General features: G+C 35.7%; 14 protein-coding genes and 2 tRNA genes. 7 read left to right on the top strand and 9 right to left on the bottom strand.

Annotation, left to right across the window (positions count from 1 at the left end):
• Window positions 1-317 precede the first annotated feature (317 nt).
• The 4 genes from CER18_RS01870 to CER18_RS01850 form a co-directional block, all read right to left on the bottom strand.
• Window positions 318-815 (bottom strand): LysE family translocator, encoded by a 498-nt coding sequence (locus CER18_RS01870; RefSeq protein WP_245410028.1) that lies wholly within the window; start codon window positions 813-815, stop codon window positions 318-320.
• 61 nt (window positions 816-876) lie between these two features.
• Complete coding sequence (locus CER18_RS01865) at window positions 877-1,485, bottom strand: fumarylacetoacetate hydrolase family protein (RefSeq protein WP_100128419.1); 609 nt, start codon at window positions 1,483-1,485, stop codon at window positions 877-879.
• A 618-nt stretch (window positions 1,486-2,103) separates the two neighbouring features.
• Window positions 2,104-2,211 carry a hypothetical protein gene (locus CER18_RS10775; protein ID WP_432417131.1) on the bottom strand — a complete coding sequence of 36 codons (108 nt, stop codon included), beginning with the start codon at window positions 2,209-2,211 and terminating at the stop codon, window positions 2,104-2,106.
• A gap of 110 nt (window positions 2,212-2,321) precedes the next feature.
• Window positions 2,322-3,890: a TerC family protein gene (locus CER18_RS01850; RefSeq protein WP_100128417.1), complete on the bottom strand. Its 1,569-nt coding sequence runs from the start codon at window positions 3,888-3,890 to the stop codon at window positions 2,322-2,324.
• 435 nt (window positions 3,891-4,325) lie between these two features.
• Here CER18_RS01850 and CER18_RS01845 point away from each other — a divergent pair.
• A tRNA-Lys gene (locus CER18_RS01845) sits at window positions 4,326-4,401 on the top strand.
• A gap of 590 nt (window positions 4,402-4,991) precedes the next feature.
• Here CER18_RS01845 and CER18_RS01840 read toward each other — a convergent pair.
• The 4 genes from CER18_RS01840 to CER18_RS10220 all read right to left on the bottom strand — a co-directional run bounded on the left by CER18_RS01840 (window position 4,992) and on the right by CER18_RS10220 (window position 10,799).
• The gene (locus CER18_RS01840; protein ID WP_100128416.1) at window positions 4,992-5,945 is read right to left on the bottom strand and encodes a lysylphosphatidylglycerol synthase transmembrane domain-containing protein; all 954 of its coding nucleotides are present in this window, start codon (window positions 5,943-5,945) and stop codon (window positions 4,992-4,994) included.
• A 24-nt stretch (window positions 5,946-5,969) separates the two neighbouring features.
• Window positions 5,970-7,712 carry a YbaL family putative K(+) efflux transporter gene (ybaL, locus tag CER18_RS01835; protein ID WP_100128415.1) on the bottom strand — a complete coding sequence of 581 codons (1,743 nt, stop codon included), beginning with the start codon at window positions 7,710-7,712 and terminating at the stop codon, window positions 5,970-5,972.
• A gap of 104 nt (window positions 7,713-7,816) precedes the next feature.
• Complete coding sequence (gene secD, locus CER18_RS01830; protein ID WP_100128414.1) at window positions 7,817-10,330, bottom strand: protein translocase subunit SecD; 2,514 nt, start codon at window positions 10,328-10,330, stop codon at window positions 7,817-7,819.
• Window positions 10,331-10,421: 91 nt separating this feature from the next.
• Window positions 10,422-10,799, bottom strand: coding sequence for a hypothetical protein (locus CER18_RS10220; RefSeq protein ID WP_100128413.1), 378 nt, complete (start codon window positions 10,797-10,799; stop codon window positions 10,422-10,424).
• A 181-nt stretch (window positions 10,800-10,980) separates the two neighbouring features.
• On the opposite strand from CER18_RS10220, the gene CER18_RS01820 reads away from it, so the two are divergent.
• From CER18_RS01820 to CER18_RS01810, 3 genes are all read left to right on the top strand, one after another.
• A complete protein-coding gene (locus CER18_RS01820) occupies window positions 10,981-13,356 on the top strand; it encodes a mechanosensitive ion channel domain-containing protein (RefSeq protein WP_100128412.1) in 2,376 nt (791 codons plus the stop codon).
• Complete coding sequence (locus CER18_RS01815) at window positions 13,350-13,622, top strand: hypothetical protein (RefSeq protein WP_100128411.1); 273 nt, start codon at window positions 13,350-13,352, stop codon at window positions 13,620-13,622. Before CER18_RS01820 ends, CER18_RS01815 begins: the two co-directional genes overlap by 7 nt.
• A gap of 563 nt (window positions 13,623-14,185) precedes the next feature.
• Window positions 14,186-15,091 (top strand): outer membrane protein, encoded by a 906-nt coding sequence (locus CER18_RS01810; protein WP_180299364.1) that lies wholly within the window; start codon window positions 14,186-14,188, stop codon window positions 15,089-15,091.
• A gap of 338 nt (window positions 15,092-15,429) precedes the next feature.
• Here the strand turns inward: CER18_RS01810 and CER18_RS01805 are convergent.
• Window positions 15,430-15,515, bottom strand: a tRNA-Leu gene (locus CER18_RS01805).
• A 148-nt stretch (window positions 15,516-15,663) separates the two neighbouring features.
• Here CER18_RS01805 and ilvA point away from each other — a divergent pair.
• The 3 genes from ilvA (at window position 15,664) to CER18_RS01790 (ending at window position 19,176) form a co-directional block, all read left to right on the top strand.
• The gene (gene ilvA / locus CER18_RS01800; RefSeq protein ID WP_100128409.1) at window positions 15,664-16,941 is read left to right on the top strand and encodes a threonine ammonia-lyase IlvA; all 1,278 of its coding nucleotides are present in this window, start codon (window positions 15,664-15,666) and stop codon (window positions 16,939-16,941) included.
• Window positions 16,942-16,976: 35 nt separating this feature from the next.
• Window positions 16,977-17,507, top strand: a complete 531-nt coding sequence (locus CER18_RS01795) for a hypothetical protein (protein WP_100128408.1) — start codon at window positions 16,977-16,979, stop codon at window positions 17,505-17,507.
• A 253-nt stretch (window positions 17,508-17,760) separates the two neighbouring features.
• A complete protein-coding gene (locus CER18_RS01790; RefSeq protein ID WP_100128407.1) occupies window positions 17,761-19,176 on the top strand; it encodes a DEAD/DEAH box helicase in 1,416 nt (471 codons plus the stop codon).
• The last annotated feature ends 333 nt before the right edge of the window (window positions 19,177-19,509 follow it).

Genomic DNA, 19,509 nt, shown 5'->3' with positions numbered 1-19,509 from the left:
TCTTCTTCTAAAGTGGTGAATAAGAATTTCATTTAGATATTGATAAAACGTTGCGATAATTTCATATCGCTTACATAAAAGTTTTTGAGACGACGATAAAAAAGCAACGTTTTTCAATTTTACAGAGAAAATAAGAAAGAATTCAAGATTATATAAGCTCTGTGAGAGGTTTGACTATTCATAGTGAGAGACAACATCATGAAAAGATTACTCTGTTAGCTTTGCAAGCTTTTATCAAAAGAGGAAGTGTTATCCAAAGAAAATGAAAAAAGAAAATAGCGATAAAACTGTTCCTGTTGCACTATTAATGCATCCTTTTATTTTTTCTTTTTTAAAGTGGCGCTTGCGAATGATATAAAAATGGTCATTAAAGTAAACCATGCAAAGATGTTGAAGGAATGTATCGTTACAAGTTCAAAGCCTTTTTTAATGCTACCGCCAGAAGCTAAGAATTTTGGAAAGGCTGCTATGTAAAATATTGATACTTTGGGATTTAGTATTTGTGTTAAAAAACCGTCCATATAGCTGGTAAAAAGCTTTGTTTTACCGACAATGCTTTTTTCATATCGTTGATATTTTTCTTTTGAATTTAAGCTATGTATTCCAGATTTAATCGATTTAAAGCCCATATATAATAAATAGCAGCTTCCCATGAGTTTTACTAAAAGGAAGAGCGTTTTGTTGTTGAGAATGAGTGCTGATACACCTAATATGGAAAATGCTCCATGCGCATATGTTGCTGTACACAACCCTAAAACGTTCAAAAATGCATTCTTTTTTCCCAATCTCGTTGCCTTATCGATGATAAGGGCCATGTTTGGTTCCGGTGAGATGACTAAAAAAATGAAACAATGAAAAAGGTCAGTATTTGATGACTCATTTTACTTTTAGCTCTGAAATTAATTGATCTTCAAGATAGAGTTCTATTCTGTCAAATTTAGAGAGTTTTCCTACACCCTGTGGAGTGCCGGTGTATATGATATCACCACGCCTTAGCTGAATGTAGTGACTTAAAAATGATATTATTTTCTCAAAGCTAAAGATCATATTTTTCGTATTGCCAACTTGTCTTGTTTCGTTATTCAACTTCATTGTAAAGGTTATGGAGTCATTCATTTTTTCTTTTTTTATGAAGTCAGAGACGTACGCGGCTCCTTTAAAACCTTTAGACAAAAGCCAAGGAAGCTTTTTTTCTTTTAATTTTGTTTGCAAATCTCTCGCTGTTAGATCAAGACCTATTGCTACCGCATCATAACATTCCTTAGCTTCACTCTCATTGACCATAAAAGTGTCCTTTGATATTCTGAGCACAATTTCAGTTTCAAAATGTATTTCTTTGGAAAAATTAGGAAGATCAATTTGGTTTCCTAACACAAGTGAACTATTTGGCTTGCTAAATATAACAGGTTCATCTTCAACAACATTGCCAAGTTCATGAGCATGCTCTACATAATTGCGTCCAACGCAGTAAATATTATTAATCATAGGAAACCCCCAAGTTTTTCTTTTCCTTTTATATAAAAAAGATATCACTGTGGAAACAATATTTTTTCTTATATCGATATATGTGATTTTAAAAAATATGTATTATGTAGATTAATAACCAATTTTGATGATAAATAGTCAGCATTGTCTCTCCAAGCTTTAATGAGAGGGCGGCTATTGGTGGCTCTACGGGAAGAACATTAAGGAATGTGTGGAACTCAGGATTTTTGCTTAGATATTTTCCTAAGCAATTAAAATCGCTGAGTATTTTATTTTTTTGGGTTCACAAAGATAGCTTTTTTCCTATTCTTTTTGAGGCGTTTTGAATGAATCATTGCCATATGTTTTGTTGGTAAGAGGGCTGTGTAATGATACCATATCAGATTATTCTAGACGTGCATTCATATCTTTTAAAAGTTTGAAATTGGGTAATTTAGCAAGACATTCATCAGTATGTTGCTCATAGAGCAAGAATTTTGAACCCAAAAGATTTTAACGTCCTAATGTTGCTTTTCCTATTTTTCCAAACTCAATGGTTTTATGTTTTGGATGGAATATTTTAAGATTTTTTCTTGCCATGTTTTATCATATTTTTTGCTAAATCGTTGGTGGTTTCGTTTATACAAGAAAGGGTGTTGGTAAATTCAATATCGTGTTTTTTAGCGCTTCGTAATTTACTTGGTCATAACCGATAGCAAATCGTTCTACTATTTTACATTTACACAATTTCTTGGCTGTTTCCTCTGTTATTTTTGCATGCCAGATCAATAAGATATCAATTTCCTATTTTAATCATTAAGAAAAAATTTCTTACATCACCTGATGGATCAAAAGAATTAGCTTTTTTCTGGGGAAACAAGTGGAGAAATAAGAATTTTAGATATATTTCGGCGTTCCATTTCAATCACTTTAAAGCGTAAACCATCCGTTTCAAAACTTTCTCCCTCATTTGGCAAATGACCAAACTGCCAAAGCATAAAGCCTGCCAGAGTCGTATAACGATCTGCCTCATCAACAAGATTTCGTCCAAGATAACCACTTAAACGGCGGATATCAGCATATCCCTCTACAAGAAGGCTGCCATTTTCGAGTTGTTCTGCGATCATGAGCTCTTCATCATCATCAGGAAAGTCTCCTGCAATAGCTTCAAGAATATCGGTTGGTGTTGCAATTCCTTCAAAAGATCCGTGTTCATCAACAATAATTGCAAGCTGAATAGAAGAATGACGTAATTGCTCCATCAATCGTAAAACACTTGTGTTTTCATGAACAACAAGGGGTTCTCGCATCGCTTTTTTCCAATTAATTTTTTTACCTTCAGCCAAATTTAAAAGAAGATCTTTTGTCAATGCAACGCCAACAAATTCATCTACTTTTTCACGTGCAAGAATTAAGCGGCTATGTTTAACCTTTTGTAATTCTTCACGCATTTCATTTTCATCAGCATTTAAATCTAACCATTCAATCTCATTGCGTGGGGACATGATAGAGCGAACAGGGCGATCAGCTAAATCAAGAACACCACGAATCATCTCCTTTTCTTCTGGTCTAAACAACTCAGAAGCTGCAGCCTGTTCAGCAATGACATCTACAGTTTCAGCAAGATGGCTATCTTTACTTCCCCCTCCTAAAAGCCTTAAAACAGCATCAGCGGTTCTACTGCGTAGATCATTCGTCGTAATCATTTTTTCTCGGTTACGACGTCCAATTTGATTAAAAGCTTCGATGAGAACAGAAAAACCAATAGCAGCATATAAATATCCCTTTGGAATATGAAAACCAAACCCTTCAACAATGAGTGTAAAGCCAATCATCATCAAAAAGCCAAGACAAAGGATGACAATGGTGGGATGACGATTAATAAAACGCATAAGAGAGCCAGAGCCACACATCATTACTCCCATAGCAGCAATGACCGCGATATACATAACGGCTGCCTGTTCTTTTGCTATCATCCCTGTTGCGGTAATAATACTATCGAGTGAAAAAACCGCATCCAGCACCACGACTTGAACAATTACTTGCCAAAAAACAGCATAAGCAACGCCTGCTTTTCTTTCATGCGATACGCCTTCTAACCTTTCATGCAACTCTAAAGTTCCTTTTGCTAGCAAAAAGGCTCCACCACCAATTAAAATAAAACTATGCCAGCTAAAGACAAAAGATGAAAATGAAAGAATGACCGTATCGAGTCTCATGACCCATCCAATAACGGTGAGAAGGAAAAGCCGCATGATTAATGCTAAAGTAAGACCTATCAAGCGCGCTCGGTCACGCAAATGCAAGGGCAATTTTTCAGCTAAAATTGCAATAAAGATAAGGTTATCTATTCCTAAAACAATTTCGAGAAAAACCAACGTGATCAAACCAAACCACGCATGGGGATCAGTGATCCATTCCATCATTTCTCACCCTTTAAAAGCTCAAAAGCGCGCGATTGACAAAAAAAAACATGGGATTTTATTCGTGCGTAGGATCATGAACATTGAATGTAAAAAACTTATATTCAAAGGAAAAAACAGAAAAATATTGCTTAAACGCATATGATTATTGACAAAACAAAACCATATCCCATTCCGCTGGCAACGACAAGAAGGTTCCTCTAAATTTTGCTCGGGCATTATGCTCGATAATCCTCCAACGATAGATTCTGTATAACAATCAGAACATTTATTTATAGAGCCTCTTATAATGGGTTTATTTTTATATAAGATCAAGTGGTGAATATCATATTTTAAACCCTACAGACAATAAGACTATATAAAAAACAACAAAATATCTAGACATCCATCCTTAGGAGCGTTATAGAAACGCTCATTCTCATCTTTTGGGAAGTTTATGGGTGATTAGCTCAGTCGGTAGAGCAGCTGACTCTTAATCAGCGGGTCGTGGGTTCGATCCCCTCATCACCCACCATTTATTTTGTACATAAATAATTTATTGATTGCGTAAAATTTTTTAAGATATAAGAGGCTAAATGAAATTCGGGAGTAAGAGAAAGCTTACACCACCATACACTTTTGGCTAGGCTCCAATGTTATCTCGACAGCTCTTGGTTTTGAAACGATTCAGAAGAGGCATTTTTAGCCCTTTCCTTGTACAGTTTCGCTCCACACGGCTCTTCCCGCTTATAACGTGCAAGTGAATGGTTTTGATTGATTCAATATGGAAGAAATTTGAAATGAGAGAATCTTACAGTATTCAAGGTTCTAGTTCCAGTTGAATAACGATAAATTATATTTATAAATCAATATATTGTATGTTATAGAAACGATTATTTTCTACTCGGGTATATTCAGGTTTATGGGAATTATTTTGAGGGAAAATAGATAAATATTGCTCTATTTTTACTTAGAATAAGCTTCTTATAAAGGGGGGATTCCAAGTCTGAAGGTAAAAAAGATAAAGACAAATAATAATTCTATTAATTCACCTACGCAATTAAACTTTAGCATGAATATATCATTTATAAGTACACAAAAAAGAGACCATTGATAGCCTTTTATTTATTCAGGCGGTTTTTGGGCGGATCTTTTCCAATATTGTTGCGCTTCAAAAATGGCGACCACAAATAATGAAATGATGAGTGGTATGATCAAATAAAGTATTCTAAAGACAATGAGTGCTGCGATAACATCGGTCGGATTTACATTGGGCATACCTGTTATGAAGAGCGCTTCAAGAACGCCTACGCCACCTGCTGGTGCATTGGAGAGAAGCGTTATTGTAAAAGATGCTAGGAAAACACCAAGAACAGAAATAAAATGAATATCTGCATTGTAGGGGAGAACAGCATAGATAATTCCTGCTGCTCCTAAAAGCTCTAGGGGGCTAATGAGGAGCTGTTGAATAACGATTTTTAGCCGTGGATAGGAAAGCTGAATTTTCTTGCCCAAACGTAAAGGCTTCAATTGAAGCCAGCTACCAAATGTATAAAGTGCGATGCAACCGAGTAAAATTGCTCCGACTATCGTTCCAAGCCAATCAGGAAGCTCTTCATGAATGAGAGTAATAATTTGCGGTTGCAGAACCAAAACGATCCCCAACAGTAAGATTGTGCCAATGGCAAAAGTAAAAGAGCAAAAACCTACTAATATGGCGATTTCTGTTCCATTTAATCCTTTCATTTTATAGGCGCGATAACGCACGACAGCACCAGAAAAAACTGAAGCACCGATATTGTGTGAAAGAGCGTAAGTTGTAAATGAACAGATAGCGATAAAAATCCAAGAAATTTTATGGCCTAGATGTTGCAAGGCAATGCGATCATATCCAGCAAGAGCAGCATAAGCAAGGAGAGAACATAAACAGGCTAATAACCAGTGCTGTGCATCTAAATCGCTCAAACGTCCCAATACGTCTTCGAACGAAATGGCAGAGAGCTTTATATAAAGAATCCGAATAGATATCAGCATTGCTAAGATACCAATTAAGGGCCATATAAATTGCTTTATTTTCACGCTTCTTTATCCATTTTATGTTTTCTATAAATTTTCATGATTATGCATATTTTTTACAGACCTTTGTTCTGTTATATGCTCTATAATGCCATTGGCAATTTCTTCATCATCCGTTACTACAACATTAGCACCTAAATCAATGAGATAAGATGTTTCTGTGTCGGACAATGCATGGGTGATTATCTGGATATCCTTTTTCATATCACGTATATTCACGATACATTCTCCTACTTCAATGGTACTTCGCATTGTAATAACAACTTTATGTGCATTATTTATATTGGCTGCGTTCATGATTTCTTGTTGAATGATATTGCCGCAAATAGCCTCAAAGCCATCTGAAATTGCTTTATCAACAAGGCGTTTTGATTCTTCCACAATCACTATAGGTTTATCTTTATTTATTAAAGATAATGCAACACACTTACCAATACGTCCATAGCCAATAATGACGATATGGTCGTTTTTTAAGGTCATTGGTAAAAAATCTTGGTCAGGATCTTGTGGATCAATATCAATAATTGTTTGGGCATTTTGTAAAGAAGCAGAAAACTTTTCTAGATGTTTTTTAATTTTATTACAGGCAATGAAAACAAGAGGATTGAGCAAAATAGAAAAAATTGCTCCTCCTAGAATTAAATCATGAGCGTCATTGTTTAAAAGTCCTAAGCTTAGACTTAAACCAGCAAGGATAAAGGAAAATTCTCCGATTTGGGCTAGGCTTGCAGCAATCGTCAAAGCTGTTGCATTAGAATAGCGAAAAGCTTTAACGATGAAAAAAGCAACAGCAGATTTTCCAATGACGATAATGAATAAGGTTGCTAAGAGAGGAAAAAAATGAGTCAAAAGTTTTTCTGGATCAAATAACATGCCCACAGAGACAAAAAAGAGAACAGAAAAGGCATCGCGCAGGGGTAAGGATTCTTCAGCTGCACGGTGACTTAATTCTGATTCGCTCATGACCATACCAGCAAAAAAAGCACCAAGAGAAAGAGAAACCCCAAATAAATGAGCAGCTCCGAAAGCTACGCCTAGGGCAATAGCAAAGACGCTAAGACGGAATAATTCACGTGATCCCGAGTGTGCGCTCATTTTTAAGAGCCATGGGATAACGCGTCGTCCAATGACGAGCATTAGTGCGATAAATATAATTACTTTCAAGATGGTGAGACCAAAAACACCCCAAATACTTAAATCCAACCATTGAACGAGAGGGTCTAATGTTTCTTTGTTTGTACTGTTAAGGGTGCTTGCCAAGGATGGGATGAGAACAAGTATAAGGACCATTGCTAAATCCTCAATAATCAACCATCCAACGGCAATGCGTCCTTTTTCTGTTTCAATAAGATGACGCTCTTGTAAAGCGCGGAGAAGGATAACAGTACTGGCTATGGATAAAGCAAGGCCGAAAATCAAACTTCCACTAAGGCCCCATCCCATAATCAGACCAAGGCACAAGCCTAGAAGAGTAGAAAATGCCATTTGTGCAATAGCTGCGGGGACAGCAATTGCTTTGACAGATAAAAGGTCTTTTAAAGAAAAATGTAGCCCAACACCAAACATGAGCAAAATAATACCAATTTCAGCAAGTTGGTTGATAATAACGGAATCTATTTTAAATCCGCCTGTATTGGGCCCCACAATAACGCCAGCTAACAAGTAGCCCACAAGGGGGGAAATTCGTAAACGGCTCGCAATCATTCCTAGGAGAAATGCTAAACATAAACCGGCAACAATGGTTGTGATAAGTGGTGTGTCGTGGAGCATGGATTATTTACTATTCTTGATCAAAAAGCGAATGAATGAAATGCCTCTTATTTCTTTGAGGAGGAGGAAACAGTGTATCATATGCATTAAATTAAAGGACATTTTTATTTTGCTTTAATATTTACACGACTATTCCGTTCACGCCACCAATTTCCTAGCAGGAGTAAAATAGGAGCAGCAATAAAGATAGAAGATGATGTTGCAATAATAATCCCAAAGACCATGGGTAATGCAAAATTATGAACGGCGCTTCCACCCCATATCGCCATAGGAAGCATAGCAAGAATTGTTGTGGCTGATGTAAAAAAGCAACGGATAAGAACCTGATTAATGGACAGATCAATCAGTTCGCGCAACGGCATTTTTTTATAAAGGCGCATATTTTCACGCATCCTATCATAGACAACAACCTTATCATTTATAGAATATCCAACAATTGTTAAGAGTGCAGCAATGGCTGTTAAATTGAAATCAAATTGAAATAAAACAAAAAAGCCGATCATTTTTGTGGTGTCTAGAATGAGCGTGACAATGGCTCCAATAGCAAAGAACCATTCGAAGCGTAACCATATATAAAGAGTCATGGCAATCGCTGCGAGAATAACAGCCGTAAACGCAGCTGTAGCAAGTTCTCCTGAAATTTTAGGGCCAACAACTTCTATTTGATCAAATGTGGTATCAGGATAGATATTTTGTACAGCTGTTTTGACCTTATCAATAGCGATGGTTTGTTGTGCTTCGCTTCCACTTTGTTTTTGCATGCGAATGAGTACAGTATTTTCGTTATCGATATTTTGCAGGGTAATTTCACCAATATTAAGGGTAGAAAGCTTGGAACGCAGGGTTGCTAGGTCCGCTGGTGCTTTCGTGGTAATGCTCATTTGGCTTCCGCCAATAAAATCAATTCCGAAATTCAAGCCAGGCTTAAAAAAGAGGAAAATTGAGGCTATTGATAAAATAATTGAGACGCCGATACCAATGAATCGCGCTTTCATAAAGTGAAAAGTTGTATTTTGGGGGATAATGTTGAAAGCAGAATGAATATGCAATTTTTTAATTTTCCATTTACGAACAATCCAAATCATGATGATGCGTACAATGGTGATATTTGTGAACATGGAGATAATAATACCAAGCAACATTGTTACGGCAAAACCACGAACGGGTCCGGTGCCAAACCAAAATAGTAAAACAGTTGCTATAATTGCCGTAACATTTGCATCAACAATGGTTGCAAAAGCCTGTTTAAAACCACGATCTAGAGCTGCAAAAGCACTTACACCTTTTCGACTTTCTTCACGGATACGTTCATTGATGAGAATATTCGCATCAACGGCAATACCGATGCCTAAGATAATACCAGCAATACCAGGTAGGGTCAGAGTCGCTCCGAGCAGACTGAGAGCTGCAAATGTTAAAATCGTGTGGAGTGCTAGTGCTATATTGGCAATGAGTCCCCAAATCCGGTAGAGAAGAAAAATAAAAATTGCAACAAGCATAAAGCCGATTATGCCAGTGTAAAGTCCCATTTGGATGGCATCAGCACCAAGATTTGGACCTACCGTTCTCTCTTCAATGACCGTGAGTGGGGCAGGGAGGGATCCAGCGCGAAGTAGAGCCGCTAAAGTTGAGGCTTCTTTGGCATCAAAGTTTCCTGTAATTTGACCTTGTCCATTGGGAATAACACTATTGATGGTAGGAGCGGTTAAAACCTTATTATCTAGAACAATAGCAAAAGGACGGTTAATATTTTGTCGTGTTATATCGGCAAATATTTTTGCACCAACGGAATCGAGCGTAAATGAAATAATAGAACGTCCTGGCATTTGCGGGTCGAAACCAGCGCGGGCGTCTTTAAGGACATTCCCATCTAAGGCAATTTGATCATAAATTGCATAACGTTGTGTTTCATCCGTATATCCAGGAAGGATAGAAACACCTATAGGAGGATTATTGGGGTCCACATTAGCAGGAACAAGATGAAAACTCATCTTAGCGGTTGTGCCTAAAAGATCTCGCAGTTGTTTTGGATCTTGTAACCCAGGTAATTGGACCATAATACGATCATTTCCAACCTTTTGGATTGCTGGTTCTGAAACACCAACTTGATCAATACGGCGACGGATGATTTCTAAACTTTGTTCAATAGCGTTGCTTACACGGTCTTTTATACCAGCTTCCGTTAATGTGACGCGAAGAGTTTTATTTTGAGCACTGATCATGATATTATGTTCTGTTGTGCCAAAGCTACTGTGTATGGGGATTATTAATGTTTTTAAAGCAGAGAGTGCTGTTTCGATTTGTGATGGATCAGAAATAAGGGCAACAACACTATCTTCAATGATACGTACACTTGATGTGCGTATTTGTTTTTCACGCAGTGTGTTGCGTACGTTGCTCAAAACGATGTGTAATTGATCGCGTTTTAATGTTTTGCTATCAACCTCGAGTAGGAGAGAAGAGCCTCCTTGAAGATCAAGACCAAGGGTTACACGGGTGTCGGGCAAGAATCTGGAGTTTTTAATTTGTTCGTGTGAAAATAAATTGGGTAAGGCAACATAAATGCTGCTTAAAAGGATGAAGCAATAAAGGGTAGTTAACCAACTAGGTGTACGCATGATGTATTCCGCTAATAGGCAATTTAACAGTTATTCAAAGTTAAAAGCACAAGTAAAATAAGATGATCGTTTTATAATTCAAGGAAGAGGATTAGGTGTGTTCATTGGGAGGAGCACGTTTATTTGAAAAATATTGCATTCGAAAATCACGAAGCCGTATGTCAATAGCTGGAATCTTTATTAAAAAGAGATTTAATGTTAGGATTTTTTGAAAGATCTTTATAAAAATAGATTCTGCATGGAGTGTTACAAGCTTTTTGGTTTCAGTTATGATAACATTCAATTGGTCATGCTTGTTTTGTAAATCAAATCTATTTGCTTTAATGATATTATTGGTGTGTGATTGTTTGGTTAAATAAGCACGCGCTCCTAGGTTGCTCGTTAAAAACATTCCCAGACTGGATAGAAAAAACCAAGTCATAAAAGGGAGCAAATTTTCTTTTTTGCAATAGAGGTACAAAAAAAGCATACAAGAGGTGCCTTCTTTAATCTTATTAAGTTCAGCTTACGATTATTCTTTTCTCTTATTATCAGTATTATAGGATAAGGAAAAGCTTTTATAAGATTATTCTACAAAACTTGAAAATATCTGCCTTATACTATATCTAAAAGAGGAGGTGTAAAATCCTTTTTGTGCATATAAGGTAGACATGTATTCATTTTGTAGAAAAAATACCCATATACTTTTCCTTCTTTTGGGGATTATCTTTGTTTTTAATTCTGGCGCATGGGGAAATAGGGGAGCACAAAATACAATTGTCGAACAAACAATAGCTTCTTATTCAGTTGATGAAATTATTCAACAACAACAGTTGATTATTGAGAATCTTGAAGAAAATACTGAAACTTTAAAAAGAGATTTTGACAGGAAACTAGAAGATGAGCGTGCTTTGGAAGAACTACGCTTACGTGCACAAGATATCAGTGAACGTGCTCTGGAGGCTGCATTTGTTTTGCGGTCGCCCCTCAATGAGATTAATGCACTTCTTGATCAATTAACCGAGCTTCATCATGATGTAAAACAACTGAAAAGCTCAGTGAAGGAATACACTTACTTGATAGAGCAAAAAGCTAAAATTAATAGTATTATACTTCGGTTTGAAGCAATTTTTTTGGCGACAAATAGAATAGCGGAACTTTCTATTTCTCAATCGCGTGAGCTTTTTAAACGCACACTGACAGATAGGGTTGAATTTTCAGTCCCGATGATTAAACATCTTGTCCAGAAAACAAAAGAGGCTTCATCAGATTTTCTTTTGTTGTTGAGTTCTTGGTGGGATTTTATATTTTATTTCAAATTGTTACAACTTTTTCTTTGCTTTTTGATTCCACTTTTTATCACTTTGGGACTTTCATATTTTTCTCGTAAGATTCTTATCCATGTATATCGCCATTTTACCAAATCTAACGAGGAAATATCTTATTTACAACGCTTATTAATCGCCTTTATTTCGGTTCTCTTACCTTTGCTTATCTGTGTTCTTTGCGTTTATCTTGTGTTGTTTTTGTTTCGTCATTTTAATTTAGATCCAGGTAAGCTGACCCCTGTTTTTAATATGATCGGTTGTCAAATTATTTTAGTATTTTTAATCAATCGCTTATCAGTTGTTCTTTTATCATCAAATATGCTCCATATCCGTCTTTTCAATGTTGCATCATCGTCTGCTTATCAATTGGTGATTTTATTCACTTCTTTAGGGGGCGTTTTGGCATTTGATGCTGTTTTTGATAGTATTTATCAAATTATTTCAGCGCCTCTATCTTTGACAATTGCTAAAAGTTTTATTGCTGTTTTTCTTGTCGCGGTATTGCTGTTTATAATAACATTTATCCCTTTGCGGTTTCGTCGTAGGCGTTTTCAAGAAGAGAAAAGAGAAGCATATTTTTGGCCATTTTATATACGCATTCCTTTTATCGGCTTGGGATTATTGCTCTTTGTGTTGAATTTTTTAGGCTATGTTGGTCTCGCACGTTTTATTATGCAGAAAATTCTGATTGGTGGAGCATTTTTAATTTTCATGTATTTAGGCATAAAAAGTGCTCAATCACTTGGAACTAAAGGACAATTTATGAAAACAGCTGTTGGTCATTTTTTGATACAGAGGTTTCATTTAGAAGAAAAAATGATGAATCAATTGGGAATTGTTATAAGCGTTTTTCTCAATTTGATTGTTGTTGTATTTTGTGCAATGCTAATTGCTGTACAGTTTGGATTTTCCTATTCTGATTTGAAAGCAGTTTTGTGGCAATCGGTGACCGGTTTTCAGATCGGAAATATGACTCTTTCTTTGATTTCTCTTGTAACAGGAATTATTTCTTTTTGTGTCTGTTGGTTCCTTATTCGCCGATTTATTGGTTGGTTAGATCATGTGGTGTTGGCCCAGGGAGAATTTGATTCTGGTATCCGTAATTCTATCAAAACAGTGATAAGTTATGGGGGCGTTGTTGTGTCTGCTTTGACAGGATTATCAATGGCAGGTTTGGATCTTAGAAATTTTGCTCTTATTGCTGGAGGGCTTTCACTTGGTATAGGTTTTGGTTTACAAAATATTGTTCAAAACTTTGTCTCTGGACTTATTATTTTAGTTGGAAGACCATTTAAAATAGGAGACTATATAGAATCCGGATCAGTAGGAGGGGTTGTTAAGCGTATTAGTGTGCGTGCAACAGAACTTGAGACCATTCAGCGTAAAACGATTATTATTCCCAATTCAAGCCTTATTAATAATAACGTTAGTAATTGGACACGACGCAATAAAGTAGGACGAATTGATATTCCAGTGACTGTATCATCTAAGGTTGCTCCAGAGCATGTTGTTGAAATTTTGTTAGAGATTGCTGCTTCGACAGAAGGCGTTTTAAAAAATCCTATCCCACAGGTGAGTTTTACGGCATTTGATCATAAGAGCTTTTCCTTTAATTTGGCTATTTATGTGCCTAATATTACCGCACCTTCTCATGTAACCAATACTCTCCGATTTGTCTTATATAAGCGTTTTGTTGAGGAAGGAATCTTAGAATGTTGAGATATATTTATACTTTGATGACAGTTACTCTGTTGAATATCTCTACCATAACGACTTTTGCTGCAACCGTGAAGAATACGGATTTAAAGATACATTCTCTCATTATTGTCGAAGGAAGTGTACCTTCAAAATTTTCTTTAAATACCTATCAAACAATAACAATTTGTATGAAGGGATGCTTTATTACTTTTCCTAATAAAGACCGTTTCGTAATAAAAGCAGACGATAATATAGAAATCAGTAGGGGAAGAGCAATTTTTAAATGAAATGATTGAAAACTTTTGTTTAGAGATAAGTTCTAAAAGAATAATGATATTCCACGTATTAGTAATCTTATTCCTTTGAAAAATGCTAGGAAAAAAGAGATGATTTTAGTATAAAATAGATGTTATTTTATATAGAGAGATAATCTATATTATGAATTTTTGATATAAGAATATTGAATTATATTTATAATGCTTTTAATAAATATTTATTTTATAAAATTTAAGAATTTATATCATTAAAATAACTAAAAATATTCTATTTTGTGTTTTTATTATGTTATTTTAATACAAAATGTTTTTATATTTACTTGTATTTAAAATATATAGTTTACATTAAATATTTACTATTTTAATTATTAAAATTTATTTGCAAAACTTCAATTTTGATGTAATGATATATTTATATAGTTATTATTTAATTTAACTGTATAATGAGTACTTAACTATATAAGGAGTACTGGCGATTTTGCGGCATAACATAATAGGCATAATATTTTATAAAACTTTGTTTTTCTAAATGTGATTTTTTATTATATTTAAATTTAGCAATGGGGTATAATTTTATGAATACAAAAATTGTAACAGCATCTTTTTTTTCTTTAATTTCACCTTCTATACTACAGGCTGCAGATGTGGTGGCTCCGGAGGAGCCAGTACATGTTGCTTCAGCAATTGTTGCTTCTTCACCTTTTTCTTGGGCAGGCTTTTATTTTGGAGGTCAAATTGGTGGGTTTTCAAGTAAGACTTCTGGAACAACGCGTGATGTTGATATTCCTCTCTTTCCTGATGAGAAGAGTAAAAATAAGCCATGGGTGCCCCTTGAGAAACAGTATACGCCTGAACTTTCTGGGTTTATAGGTGGTTTATATGCGGGTGTTAATTTTGATCTCGGTAATAATTTTATTGCTGGGCTTGATACGGATATCCTTTTAACGGAAAAAAAGGATACAAAAACGAAATTTAAGGCTGAGAAATCGGGCGTTGAAGGAACTAAACCTAATGGATCGGGTTCTAAAGACACAGAAGAGAGAAGTCTTAAAGAGGAAAGCTTTTCCAATGGAAAGGAGCAAGACTTTTTTCGATCTGCTTCAGAGGATAAAGAAAAGAAAAGTAGTTTAACTTTTAATCATACGTTCAAACAAAAATGGACGGGTGCTACACGGGTGCGTGTTGGATTTTCTGCGGGGCGTGTGATGCCTTATATTGCTGGTGGTGTCGCTTATGGACAGTTTGAAGATATTTTATCTACAGTTATTACGGGAGAAGAGCCTTTTAATAAGACAGAGGATGCTAAGAAAACGATGATTGGTTATACTCTTGGTGGTGGTGTTGATTTTGCAATGACAGATAATTTTATTGTACGTGCGGAATATCGTTATTCGGATTTTGGTAAAAAGAAATTTAAAGATGAGATTGAACTTAAGTATAAGACGAATGATTTCCGTGCAGGAATAGCTTACAAATTCTAATTTTGTGGAAATGTGGAAATAAAGAAGCTTAAGTTTAAGAGGTCCTATCTTTGATAGGGCCTTTATCTTTTTAAATTTTATGCATTTTAAATGCTATTTTATGATGAAGAAGAAGTCTTTGACTTTGAGTGACGATGAGGAGGTAAGGAAAAGTTGCTCAGATTCTTAACTATTAAGAATGAATTTTCTTTAATTCATAAGGTATGGCCAAAATTTGCTTACACAAAAAGGACGATTCGTCTTTCGCATTCTTACAGTTTCATTTGATAATATCGTTATAGTATTGTTTAAAAATTGTTTTTCTATTCAAATGATTAGAAAATAAAAAATGCATAGAATGGTGCGGACGGCGGGACTTGAACCCGCAAGGTCTTCGACCGGCAGATTTTAAGTCTGCTATGTTTACCGTTTTCATCACGTCCGCGATGAGTGTTCTCTCATAAGCTATATCTTTTATTGAATCAAGAATTAATGACAAAAGAAAAAAAAATCATTTTTTTAAGTGAAATTTTGACTGACAATGGTTTTCTTTATCGCTAGAAGAAGCTTGTATAATGTAAACAAAGTATGAAATGATCAGTGTTATGAGTAAATTTATTCAAGACGTCACAAAAGCTATGGTGGGATTGCATCATGTATTTGCTGAAACACCCCTTCAAAGAAATGATTTTCTAAGCCAAAAATATGATGCAGAAATTTATTTGAAGCGTGAAGATTTAACACCGGTGCGGTCTTATAAGATTCGTGGTGCTTTCAATTTTGTTTCAGAAATGTTGAGTAGTATATCATCCGATTCTGTATTTGTGTGTGCTTCAGCGGGGAATCACGCGCAAGGAGTCTCTTTTGTTTGTCGTTATTTTAAACGTAAAGGCGTGATTTTTATGCCTATGACAACGCCACAGCAGAAAATTGAGAAGACACGTATTTTTGGTAAAGAGTTTATTGATATTCGTTTGGTTGGTGAAACATTTGATCAATGTTATGAAGCTGCACAATCCTTTGTCGTGGAGAGCGGTGGTGTGATGGCGCCTCCTTTTGATGATATTCGCATTATTACTGGGCAGGCAACAGTGCTCTGCGAAGCTGCTTTGCAATGGAAAAAACTCAATGGAGAAAGTGAGCCGGATTTAATGATCGTACCGGTAGGGGGAGGTGGTTTAGCAAGTGGGGTGAGTAAGTTTTTACGTGAATATGGTTGGAACACAAAGCTTCGTTTTGTTGAGCCCCAAAGAGCTGCAAGTTTGCTTGCTTGTTTGGAGAGTGGAAAACGGGTCAAACTGGACAATATTGATACTTTTGTAGATGGGGCTGCGGTGGCTGAAATTGGTGCATTAAACTATACAATTTTAAAGCATTTTTCTCCTGATAGTGTTATTACAGTTCCTGAAAATCGCGTTTGTTCTACGATGGTTGAAATGCTTAATGTAGAAGGTGTGGTTCTTGAGCCGGCTGGTGCTTTATCGATTGATGCGCTGAACAGTATTCCACCTCAAGAGTTAAAGGGTAAAAAAATTATTCTCGTTATTTCAGGAGGTAATTTTGATTTTGAGCGTTTGCCAGAGATTAAAGAGCGTTCTCTACGTTTCCAAGGCTTGAGAAAATATTTTATTTTTAGTTTTCCGCAACATCCTGGTGCATTGCGTCATTTTCTTTCCACATTATCACCGGATGATGATATTGTGCGCTTTGAATATCTTAAAAAATCAGCGAGAAACTTTGGTTCTGTCTTGGTTGCGATTGAAACAAAAAGATACGATAATTTTCGTCTCTTAGAGGAAAAGTTTCAAGTGTTAGGTTGGCGCTATCGTGATATTACTGATGATCAAACATTATTTGATTTTGTTATTTGAGAAATTGAAATTTTACGAAAACGAGAAATATAAAAATGAAATCTATTTTTTATTTTGTGCTGAATCTATTTTTCTTTTTGATTGTTCATCAACAGAGTTTAGCATCTCAGCCAACGACAATACAAAAAACTGAACTATCCAGAATAGTTGTTGATATCAATAATGCTATAAAAAAAGGGGATTTTTCACTTATATCTCATTATATGCCTGAGCGGCTTTATAAAGAGATGGCACGTCGATTGAATACAACAGAGGATGCTTTACGGAGTGATTTTCTCCAACAGTTGCATAGGCAATTTGAGAATTTGCCTTCTGGTGCTTATCGTTTAGATAAAGAAAATATTGAGTATCTTCAAACAGATGACGGTACTTTATATGCTTTAATTCCAACGGCTCTTGAGATGAAGGATCGCATTATTCAATATAAAACTTTGGCGATTTTTGATAAAGACCAATGGTATTTAATTTATGGAGGTCAAAAAACTTTACAAAATTCAGTTTTTCTCGAGATTTATCCTCATTTTATTAAGGTACATTTACCAATGGAAACAGTTATCAAGAAATAAACGATTTAAATATTTTTTGTCGTGATAAATGTATTTGGGAAAGCCCTTGCTTTTTTATCATAATAAAAGGATAATAAGGATAAAGGTATTTAAGCTGGTTTGTTGGCTTTTTGTAAAGTGAAAGTATATACCTTTACCTTAATTTCAAGGTGCTCATGAGTTGCGCAGGTCGCTTTTCAAGCGTTGCTTCGTTTAAAATGTCAAGGATTTCTCTTGCGCGGATTCTTGAGTGAAGAATTCAGCTGGTTACTTCGTGAAAGTGCTTCAGTTGAGGGAAGATTTTATTTTGTCTATAAAAAAAGAAGATGTTTTTACAAAGTTAGGTTTGCCTACTCTTTTGGTTAAAAATTTACGCATTTCTGGAATGAGTAAACCTAAGCCTATACAAGAACAAGCTATTCCAGTAATGTTGAAAGGACACGATATTTTAGGGATTGCACAGACAGGTTCTGGAAAAACCTTGGCATTTGGCTTACCTATTTTAAGTCAAATTTTAACTTTGGGTGATAAACGCTGTCCTAAAACTGCGCGTGCTTTGATTTTAGCTCCAACGCGTGAACTTGCTGTTCAAATTGATGAAGCAATTCGCACTGTGGCGAAAGGGGCGCATCTTTCGACATGTCTTATTTTTGGGGGAGTATCACGTTTAAAGCAAATTAAACGTATGGAAGCAGGTGTGGATGTTTTGGTCGCGACTCCAGGGCGTTTGAGAGATCTTGTTCGTGACAAATGTGTTGATCTTTCTCAATCTCGTTTTTTGATTTTGGATGAAGCAGATCGTATGTTGGATATGGGGTTTATTCATGATGTTAAGCAAATTGCAAAGCTTTTGCATCCAGAGCGTCAGACAGCACTTTTTTCTGCGACAATGCCGAAAGAAATTGCTGCGCTCGCAAAGTGTTTACTCAATGATCCAGTTAAGATTGAAGTTGCTCCTCAAGGCACTACAGCTTTAGAGATTGCTCAGAAATTATATTGTGTTCCTACCAGTGAAAAAAAGAATGTTTTAAGTAAACTTTTGACAAATCCAGCTTTTGATTCGGTTATTGTTTTTACTCGAACGAAATATGGGGCTGATGCTGTCACCCGTCATTTAGCAAAAATAGGCTATTTGGTTGCAACAATTCATGGTAATAAATCACAAGGTGCTCGCCAATCTGCTTTAAAAGCTTTTCGTGAAAGATCGGTACAGATTCTTGTTGCAACAGATATTGCTGCTCGCGGTATTGATATACCAGGGATAAGCCACGTTATTAATTATGACTTACCAGATGAAGCTGAAAGTTATGTGCATCGTATTGGGCGGACAGGACGCAATGGGGCATCTGGTGAAGCTCTTACGCTTTTTGACGAAAAGATAGAAAAGACTAGGTTACGTGCTGTAGAGCGCTTGATTCGTATGAAATTGGTGTCTGAATCTGTTCCAGAACAATTTGCAGCATTTCCAGAAAAGCTAAATGTGCCCCAAAGTGGGGAAAAAGAAAACAATAAAGAGCGTCGTTTAAAAAAATCTAAACGTCAGAAGCGGTTTTTAGGTCGAAAAGATGATGCAGCACAGTTACAGAGGAAGAATTCTTCATCTCCAAATGAGAGACATAAAAAAGCAAAAGCAGCAGTAAGGCGTGCGAAGTCCCTTCGTTTCCGCAAGTCAGTCAAGAAGGCTGCTTAATAAAATCTTGAAAAGAGATCATGTTTTGGGCGTTTTTTTGCTTTTATTGATTTTTCTTCAATTAAAAAGAGATATACAGCCTTCTTGCCAAAATAAGAGAGATTTTCATTTCTAAAAAATGAAAACCTTTGATAAAAATCTTTTGAAAAGAAAGTCTCATTGTAGAGGTAATTATTTATTTGCTTTATTATTTTCATTAAAAAATATGAGTAATGATAACTGATTGTTTTATAAATTAAATAATCCACCTATATTGTGAAGTTTTCTCATTTCGAATCTGTTTATATTGATCCATTAAAACTATTCGTTTGCATGTTACAAACGAGATTATCG

The sequence above is a fragment of the Bartonella tribocorum genome, assembly GCF_002777915.1.
Taxonomy (GTDB): domain Bacteria; phylum Pseudomonadota; class Alphaproteobacteria; order Rhizobiales; family Rhizobiaceae; genus Bartonella; species Bartonella tribocorum_A.
Note: the sequence above shows the minus strand (reverse complement) of the source record. Positions and strands in the feature narration are given on the sequence as shown.